The 7,784-nt window shown below is 64.0% G+C and carries 6 protein-coding genes; 3 read left to right on the top strand and 3 right to left on the bottom strand.

Features of this window, described 5'->3' with window-relative positions; genetic code table 11:
- On the top strand, nt 1-454 hold a 454-nt coding region (locus A5777_RS25260; RefSeq protein WP_231894950.1), incomplete at its 5' end, for a hypothetical protein.
- Between the two features lie 462 nt (nt 455-916).
- Here the strand turns inward: A5777_RS25260 and A5777_RS05045 are convergent.
- The 3 genes from A5777_RS05045 to A5777_RS05035 all read right to left on the bottom strand — a co-directional run bounded on the left by A5777_RS05045 (nt 917) and on the right by A5777_RS05035 (nt 4,158).
- On the bottom strand, nt 917-1,585 hold the full coding sequence (locus A5777_RS05045) for a TetR/AcrR family transcriptional regulator (protein ID WP_005205355.1): 669 nt from the start codon (nt 1,583-1,585) through the stop codon (nt 917-919).
- Between the two features lie 105 nt (nt 1,586-1,690).
- Nucleotides 1,691-3,112: an amino acid permease gene (locus A5777_RS05040; protein WP_005205357.1), complete on the bottom strand. Its 1,422-nt coding sequence runs from the start codon at nt 3,110-3,112 to the stop codon at nt 1,691-1,693.
- A gap of 164 nt (nt 3,113-3,276) precedes the next feature.
- Entirely contained in the window at nt 3,277-4,158 is an 882-nt protein-coding gene (locus A5777_RS05035) for a DUF5995 family protein (protein WP_005205359.1), read from the bottom strand.
- 212 nt (nt 4,159-4,370) lie between these two features.
- On the opposite strand from A5777_RS05035, the gene A5777_RS05030 reads away from it, so the two are divergent.
- Nucleotides 4,371-5,840, top strand: a complete 1,470-nt coding sequence (locus A5777_RS05030) for a class I adenylate-forming enzyme family protein (RefSeq protein WP_064861846.1) — start codon at nt 4,371-4,373, stop codon at nt 5,838-5,840.
- Nucleotides 5,841-5,946: 106 nt separating this feature from the next.
- Nucleotides 5,947-7,782 carry a DUF3556 domain-containing protein gene (locus A5777_RS05025; RefSeq protein WP_064861845.1) on the top strand — a complete coding sequence of 612 codons (1,836 nt, stop codon included), beginning with the start codon at nt 5,947-5,949 and terminating at the stop codon, nt 7,780-7,782.
- The last annotated feature ends 2 nt before the right edge of the window (nt 7,783-7,784 follow it).

Raw genomic sequence — 7,784 nt, 5'->3', positions numbered from 1 at the left:
TGTCACCTACTCGTGCACCAGCCCCGTTCAAGATCACGTCATCGAGCTATTCCAACGAACTGTGAATGCGTTGCCTGCCGGAACGGCCGCCGATTCCTCCCGCTTCGGCGGGTGGGGCACCACCGTCCCCTGCGACGACAATGCCACGTCAAAAGACGCACCCGTGAACTACAGTGACTCCCGCGACCTCAAACTCCCGCCTGGATCTGACTACAGCGCGGCCGTCGCCCGCGTCGGGGACATCTGGACCTCTTGGGGTTGGAAAGTTATTGAGCGAGAAGACTTTACGAAGCCCAACCGGTTCGCCGAGGCACCCGATGCCTTCAAGTTGCAGATCGAGCTCAACAACGCCAACTACCCGCCAATCGTCACGGCTAGTTCGCCCTGCTTCAGCGGAAGACTTGTCGATTGGAATGTGCCCATGCCGGCCGTCATCGCGCACAAGAATCGGTAAGACGAAACAGTGTGGTGCGATGCGCTTTTCGGCGTCATACGAACCGAGGACTCACAACGGCACCCAACTCGGCCACCACGGCGGCGCGCCATGTGGGCACAGGTCGTACAGCACCCCCGCCTTGTCGTGCTGCCAAGCAACCACCGACCAAATCACAAGCAGCGCAAGGCCTGCCGACACGATCGGTGCTAGCGCCGCCACCCAGAAACTCGCTCGTGTAGCCAGAAGTGCGTAGCTCGACCAGCAGAGAACCAAGGCCGCCAGGCCCGTCAGTGGGGCGTAGACAACAATTCCAGCGGCGCGACTCGGATCCCAGTCGCTAACGCTGCAGGCCGCCCACACCGCAGGAAGCAACCAAAACACGGCAACTCCCGCGCCGACAGCCAGGAGTGGAACCCAAAGGACGCCAAAGCGGCGCAACGTGATCATGCGCCCGGCCGTGACCAAAGCAGTTCGGCCGACCTACTCCGCCCTCGTCACCAACGACAGCAGGACGCCGGTCATGGTGTCGACGGACAGCACGTGCTCGCCCTCGCGCCCGACGTACTCGAGCGAGAGTCCGTTGATCAGCGCCAGAACGAGCACGGCGGCGTCGAGCGCAGGCACCCGCAGTCGCAGGTGTCGAGCAGCCACGACCTCTTCGATGTTCGCCGCGAGCGACTCGGCGAGCTGTGCCCGCGCGGCGGTGTAGTCCTCGAGCAACTGCGGGTCGCGATCGACCTCCGACCGGAACTCCGCGAACACCACATTGGTCCGGTACGTGTCGCGGATCTGTTTGAGGATCATCAGCGCCAGGAAGCGCATGTCCGTCTCGGGGTCGGCGCTCTCCGACGTCGGCACCAGCGCGGGTGCCGTGAAGCCCGTGGCCCGCTCGGTGAACACAGACGACGTCAGGTCCATGAACAACGCGCCCTTGCTGGCGAAGTTCGAGTACACCGCGCCCTTGGAGTAGCCCGCACGCCCCGCGATCATCTCCAGCGACGCGTTGGCGTATCCCCGCTCAAGGAAGACCTCGCGCGCAGCGGCCCTGATGTCGGCTTGGACGTTCGCGCGGCTGGGCCGCCGTTTGGGTTGGTGCTCGGCGTCGGCTCCGGCGGTTGTGGAAGTGGAGCTTGACGATTCCGCAGTCATCGGGACATTATCAATCACGGCTGCCAGTACCAGCGGTATCGAGAAGTGGAGATTCACTCGAGTACGTCGGGGGCGTCGACGAGCTACCCAACGGGCACGTCGACGTCACGAGACCTCTTCTCGATACCGCGTCTGGGCACCCTCGTCGTCGGAGTGATAGTTGCTGCGCCGCTGCACGATGAATCCGGCCGCGACGATGATCACCGCCGAGATCGCGGAGAAGATGATCGCCTGCCTCTGGTCGTTGTCGAAGACCATCAGGATCAGCACGGCCAGAATGAACAGCATCACCACACCGGTGAGGTACGGGAACAGCCACATCCGCACCGGCGGCCGGTGACCCTCCGCGCGCAGCACGCGGCCAAGCCGCCACTGGCTCGCCGCGATCGTCAGGTAAACGAACAGGGCGATCGCACCGCTCGTAGCGAGCAACCACGCAAAGATCTTGTCCGGCAACACATAATTGCCGACCACCGCCAAGAATCCGACGACCATCGACATCAACACCGCAACCCACGGCACTCCCTTCGGCGTCAGGCTGCGCACCACCTGCGGGGCGTCGTGCCTGGTTCCCAGGGAGAACATCATGCGCGACGCCGTGTACAGCGCCGAGTTCAAACACGACGCAACGGCCGTCAGGATGACGATGTCCATGATGATCTTCGACCCCGGAATCCCGATGGCCTGCAACACCGACTGATACGAACCGTTCTCGAGTTTGTTGTAGGGCATCAGCGCAACGACGACGAAGATCGACCCGATGTAGAACAGCGAGATCCGCCAGATCACCGAGTTGACCGCCTTGGTGATGCCGCGCTCGGGATTCGGCGATTCCGCGGCGGCGATAGTCACGATCTCGGTGCCCATGAACGAGAACATCGTGATGAGCATGCCCGCGATCACCGCGCCGAATCCGTTGGGCATGAACCCATCCGGCTTCCACAGGTGACTGACACCGCTGACTTCTGAGCTCGGAATCCACCCGAAGATCGCCGCGACGCCAACGAGAATGAACGCCACGATCGCGACGACCTTGATCAACGCGAACCAGAACTCGAACTCACCGTAATTGCCGACACTCGCGAGGTTGGTGATGGTCAGCAGCAGTGTCACGGCAAGCGCCCAGATCCACTGTTGACCACCGACGAGGTCGGTCAGGATCGCGGCTGCGGCCGTCGCCTCGACCGGTATGACGAGCACCCAGAACCACCAGTAGAGCCAGCCGACGGAGAAACCCGCCCACCGGCCGAGCGCGCGGTCGGCGTACACCGAGAACGATCCGGTGTCGGGGTTCGCGGTTGCCATCTCACCGAGCATCCGCATCACCAGCACCACCAGGGTGCCGGCCAACGCGTAGGAGATCAGCACGGCCGGACCGGCCTTCTCGATGGCGTTCGCCGAACCGACGAACAGGCCCGCGCCGATGACGCCGGCGATCGAGATCATGGTGATGTGCCGCGGCTTCAGATTCGACCCCAGCGAGGTGGGCGCTTCCTCGGTGGAGCTGTGTGACTCGGTGGTTGCCATCGTTGTACGACGTCCCTTCAAAAACGGTATTGACCCGATGTGGTGCGGGTGCTGCTTGTGGCGGTACGGCCCGATGTGTGCGGGCATGTCAGTTACCGACGCTTAACCCTACGGAAGGCCCCGCGACTCCACTGGAAAATGCGGCAACGTCGCGAATGTCCGAATCATCGCAGTACGCCCCATGTTTCGAACGCGGCGAGAGCAGCGTCGCCGGTGTTCCACAGCGCGTTGATATCGCCGACGGCGGCGTCGTGAGTCCGACGATCCTGCAGCGCCAACCCGTTGCCGAATGTCAGCACGTTGTATCCGACGTCGGCCGCGCGCAGCATCGGGCCCGTCGCCTTGCCGGCGCCGACGAGCCGGTCGAGTCCCTCCCCGAAGAAGTAGAAGCGGAACGTCGGCCCGAGGTCGACGTGATAGGCACGATTGGTCTCACGGACGATCGAATCACCATGTGCGGCAATGGCATCGACCAGTCTGAAGTAGTCCGACGCATCGTCGGCCGTCGTGCGCGCATCCGCGGTGGCATACGCGAGGTCGACGGTGATGTGCGCGTTGTATCCGCTGAGCGCGGCGCGTTCACCGGAGACGCTGCAGGTGCCCGTCAACTCGAAGTACCGCTGCCAGTGTGTCGGCACCGAGCCTCCGGAGAACTCGGCGTGCGTTGCGTCGAGAAAACGGTTGAGCAGTCGCAGACTGATCACGGGCGCCCAGCGCGGGTTATGGAACGTCGACGGCTGCCGCTGGAGCGGCATCACCGCGTCGCGCTCGACCGCCGCCAATCCGAGGGCGAACAACCCCCTCCGGTCACGGTGCGCGGTCAGAATGTCGGTGATCTGCCACAGCCGACCCACCTGACGTTCCAGGACCGGAAGTGCCGTACCTGGCGACGCGTCGGCAGTGTCCGACAGTTCGACGATCCGCCGCACCTCGTTCGCCGACAGCGGGCTGCCGCACGCCCGTGAAACATCAGCGACCGTCGGCGCCGCGGCTGCCACACCCGCTCCGGTCATCCCACCACCGGCCACCGCCAGCGCGACGAGCATTCTGACCAGCGCAAATCTGGGTGCGATCATCATCTGATGCTAGGCGCGGCGTCGCTCGACGGCAGCGCTCGTGACAAACCTGCAAGCCAGCGGCGGTTCTGTGCTCGGAGCACAACAGCTCGCCGAAAGTCTGGTGCGCGGGGCCGTTCTCGGTCACACGAACAGCTATTAGTGTTCTGGCTCACATCCACCTAGTAGAGGACCAATTCATCGTGAGCGCACCGTCGTATTTTCCCTGGGAGCTGGCCCATCGTGCAGCCGCACCATGCGTCCGCGACGACCACACCGAACTCGACTACGCGAGCTTTGCCGCCAGAGTCGACGCCGCAGCCGAGCAGTTCGACGCTCTAGGAGTACGACGCGGCGCCGTCGTCGCGACGTTCCTGCCCAATCGCGTCGAACTCCTCATCGCGATCGCAGCCGCCTGGCGCCTCGGTGCCATCGCGACACCGGTCAATCCAGCCTTCACCGCGAGTGAGGCGGAGTATCAGCTCGACGACTCGGGCGCCCGCCTGGTCCTCGTCGACGACGACGCGCTGCCCGCCACGTCGGACCGCAGCATCCTCCACGTCGACGATCTCGCCACCGCCGCTTCGTCGTGGACACCTCCGGAGCCTCCGCAGATGTCCGACGACGCGCTGCTCATCTACACGTCGGGATCGACCGGCCGCCCCAAGGGTGTGCGTCTGGCCCACGACAATCTGCATTACATGGCGTCGGCGATGAAAGAGCTTATGTCGCTGACACCCGCCGATCACGCGCTGCTGGTGCTGCCTCTCTTTCACGTCAACGCCATCTGCGTCAGCTTCCTCGCGCCGGTCCTCGCCGGCGGCCAACTCACCATCACCGGGAAGTTCTCGCCGTCGCGCTTCTTCACCGACCTGCACACACTGTCGCCGACGTACTTCTCGGCAGTCCCGACCATCTACGCGCTGCTCGTCTCCCATCCCGACGTCAGCGCAGAAGCCTTCGAATCGTTGCGCTTCGCGATCTGCGGCGCCGCCCCGATCTCGAAGGAACTGCTCGATCACGTCGAGTCGACATTCGGCGTACCGATCCTGCAGGGCTACGGACTCACCGAGGGAACCTGCGCGTCGGCGTGCAATCCCCTTGACGGACAACGGAAGTCCGGAACCGTCGGACCGGCGCTGCCCGGCCAGACCATCCGTATCGTCGCTCCCGACGGCAACGACGTACCGACCGGCGAACCCGGCGAGGTGCTCGTCTCGGGCCCCAACGTCATGCGCGGCTACCTCAACCGTCCCGACGCCACGGCGAGCACCGTCGTCGATGGCTGGCTACACACCGGCGACGTCGGAACCCTCGACGCCGACGGGTATCTCACCCTGGTCGACCGCATCAAGGACATGATCATCCGCGGTGGAGAGAACCTCTACCCCAAGGAGATCGAGAACGCACTCGCCACGCATCCATCGGTTCTGGAGTGCGCGGTGGTCGGAGCCCCCGACCCCATCTACGGCGAGGTACCGGTCGCATTCGTGGTCGCCTACCCGGACCAGCCGGTCGGCGAAGCCGAACTGACCGACCACGTCGCCTCGATCCTCACAAAGGCCAAGCGGCCCAACGAGATCAACGTCGTCGAGCAGCTGCCCCGCAACCCGGTCGGCAAGATCGACAAACCAGGACTACGACGCCAAGTCCGCGAACCCCAACCAACGTAGAACCAACCCGGCAACGTAAGACCAACCCGCACAACACAGTCCAAGCGCCCGACCACGTCGTCGGTCGGTGGCGCCTGCCCGAGAACCTTCAGATAAGGAGAACACCATGGGTCTCGTACAACCCGACTTCCCACCGGTCGACCCGGAAACCTTCCTCGACAAGCCATTCTTCGACCGAATGCGCGTGCTCAGCACGCACTGGGCCGAGTACGGCTTCGGTACACCCAAGATGCTCCAGGTCATCTACCTGGTGAAGATCCTGGTGCTCTACCTGGGTATCGGTCTGAGCATCGCGACCTTCACCTCCGGTCTCAACGTGCTGCACGTGTCGCAGTGGTGGAACGAGCCGATCATCTACCAGAAGGCCATCCTCTGGACGTTGCTGGTCGAGATGCTCGGCCTAGGCGGCTCCTGGGGCCCGCTCGCCGGCCACTTCAAGCCGATGACCGGCGGGTTGCTCTTCTGGCTGCGCCCGCAGACGATCCGGCTCCCACCGTGGCCCGGCAAGGTGCCGTTGACCAAGGGTGATTCGCGCACCGTGTTCGACGTCGCGATCTACGCACTGCTTCTGATCACTACCGTTGTCGCACTGGTGCTTCCGGGTGTGCAGTCGAGCTGGCTCAACGCTGAGGCACCCACCTCGCACGGCCTCGTCAATCCGGTCCTGATCTACCCCGCGATCGCATTGCTGGTCATCATCGGTCTGCGCGACAAGGTCATCTTCATCGCGGCGCGTGGCGAGCAGTACCTGCCTGCCCTGATCTTCTTCGGCATCCTGCCCTTCGTCGACATGATCCTTGCGCTGAAGCTGCTGATCGTGTCGGTGTGGGTCGGTGCAGGTGTTTCCAAACTGGGACACCACTTCTCGATGGTCATCCCGCCGATGATGTCGAACACGCCGTGGCTGACGATCAAGGCCCTCAAGCGCGCGAACTACCGTAACTTCCCCAACGACCTTCGGCCGTCGAAGGTCGCAGGCGGTATCGGCCACGTGCTTGGCACCATCGTCGAGATCGCGACGCCGTTGGTCCTGCTGTTCTCCACCAACAAGTGGCTCACACTCGCCGCGGTCGTGTTGATGGTGGGCTTCCACCTGTTCATCTTCTCGACGTTCCCCCTCGCGGTGCCGCTCGAATGGAACCTCCTGTTCGCCTACGCAGCGATCTTCCTCTTCTGGGGCCACCCGGCATGGGACGGCTACGCACTCACCGATACGACGATGCCCTGGGCGATGGTCCTCATCGCCATCGCGCTGTGCTTCTTCCCGGTGCTCGGCAACCTGCGCCCGGATCTGGTGTCGTTCCTCCCGTCGATGCGGCAGTACGCAGGCAACTGGGCGTCGGCCACCTGGGCATTCGCACCCGGCGCCGATGAGAAGCTGGAACAGCACATTGTCCGGTCCTCGCCCAACACCCGCACGCAGCTGATGGCGACGTACCCGCCCGAGGTCGCCGACGTCGTGATGCATCAGATGCTCGCATGGCGGTCGATGCACAGCCAGGGCCGAGCGCTGTACTCGCTGATGAGCCGCCACCTCGGCGACGACATCAACACCTACACCCTGCGCGAGGCGGAGTTCGCATGTAACTCGTTGGTGGCCTTCAACTTCGGCGACGGACACCTGCACGATGCCAAGATGATCGCCGCACTGCAGCGACGCTGCAACTTCGCTCCGGGCGAGTTCCTCGTCGTGTGGATCGAGTCGCAGCCGATCCACAAGGGCACACAGCAGTACCAGGTGATCGATGCCGCACTCGGTGTGATCGAACGGGGTTCCTACCGCGTCACCGATGCCATCGCCGAGCAGCCGTGGCTGCCCAACGGGCCGATCCCCATCAACGTCGAATGGACGCTCGACGTTGACGCGGACCGTGCGTTGACTGATCCTGAGGTGATGACCGAACCCAAGATGCGCGGCGCCGATGCGCCGGAACAGGTGTAGCC

Source organism: Gordonia sp. 852002-10350_SCH5691597, from assembly GCF_001665715.1.
In the GTDB taxonomy this organism is placed as follows: Bacteria; Actinomycetota; Actinomycetes; order Mycobacteriales; family Mycobacteriaceae; genus Gordonia; species Gordonia sputi.
Note: the sequence above shows the minus strand (reverse complement) of the source record. Positions and strands in the feature narration are given on the sequence as shown.